Origin of the sequence: Paenibacillus sp. EKM301P (assembly GCF_011800295.1) — a bacterium.
Lineage (GTDB): Bacteria > Bacillota > Bacilli > Paenibacillales > Paenibacillaceae > Paenibacillus > Paenibacillus polymyxa.
Genome location: NZ_JAALFM010000053.1, coordinates 1 through 1,085 on the forward strand (window position 1 = coordinate 1; position 1,085 = coordinate 1,085).

The following is a 1,085-nucleotide window of genomic DNA, read 5'->3' on the forward strand; positions in this document are numbered from 1 at the left end:
GAATCGGTACGAGAAGCGGTGGTCATGGCTCGTGCGGATGAAACGGGCCAAAAACAAATGGTGGCGTACTATGTCGCCGGGCAAGAAATCCGTGCCAGCGAGCTGAGAAGTGAGCTGGGCGGAGAGCTGCCAAGCTACATGGTGCCATCGTATTTTGTACAGCTGGAGCAAATGCCGCTGAGTCCCAATGGCAAAATTGACCGCAAGGCCCTGCCAGCACCGGAAGGCAGCCTGCAAAGTGGAGCCGATTATGTCGCACCGCGGACGTGGGTGGAAGTGAAGCTGGCGCAAATCTGGCAGGATGTGCTGGGCCTGGCGCAGGTCGGCGTAAAGGAAAACTTCTTCGAGATTGGCGGACATTCGCTGCGGGCGACGACACTGGCCTCGAAGATTCACCAAGAGCTGAACAAGCCACTTCCCCTGCGCAGCATTTTTGAAGCGCCAACGATTGAGCAGCTGGCAGCCGTTCTGGAAGGTCTGGATCAGGTGGCGTATGCGTCCATTCCGGTGACGGAGGAGCGTAGTTTCTACCCACTGTCCTCGGCACAAAAACGACTGTATGTGCTGCATCAGTTCGACCCGAATGATGTGAATTACAACATGCCGTCGGTGCTGCAAGTGAGCGGTCCGCTGGATGTGAAACGAGTAGAGAACGTATTCCGTCGACTGATCGCCCGCCATGCGACCTTGCGTACCCGCTTTGAGCTGATCGACAGCGAGCCGATGCAATGGATTGAGGACGCTGTGCCGTTCGAGGTGGAATATACGAAGGTACAAGCAGAGGGGGCGACTGCGGACACAGATCAGGACACAACTACAGATACGTACACAAGAGTCAACATAGAAGCGCAACAGCGGGTACGGAGCTTTGTCCGTCCGTTTGATCTCAAAGCTGCGCCGCTGCTGCGGGTAGGCTTGGTGGATCTGGGCGTTCAAGGAGCGAAGCAGGAATCCCAACATCTGCTTATGCTTGACATGCACCATATCGTCTCGGATGGGGTATCCATGGAGGTCCTGACCGACGAATTTGTCCGCTTGTATGGCGGTGAAGAGCTAGCGCCATTGCGGATTCAGTACAAGGATTA

The 1,085-nt window shown here is 55.9% G+C and carries 1 protein-coding gene; it reads left to right on the top strand.

Translation table 11 applies throughout. From position 1 onward, the window contains the following. A partial coding sequence (locus tag HFD99_RS24770) for a condensation domain-containing protein (protein ID WP_238797295.1) occupies positions 1-1,085 on the top strand: 1,085 nt, incomplete at both ends.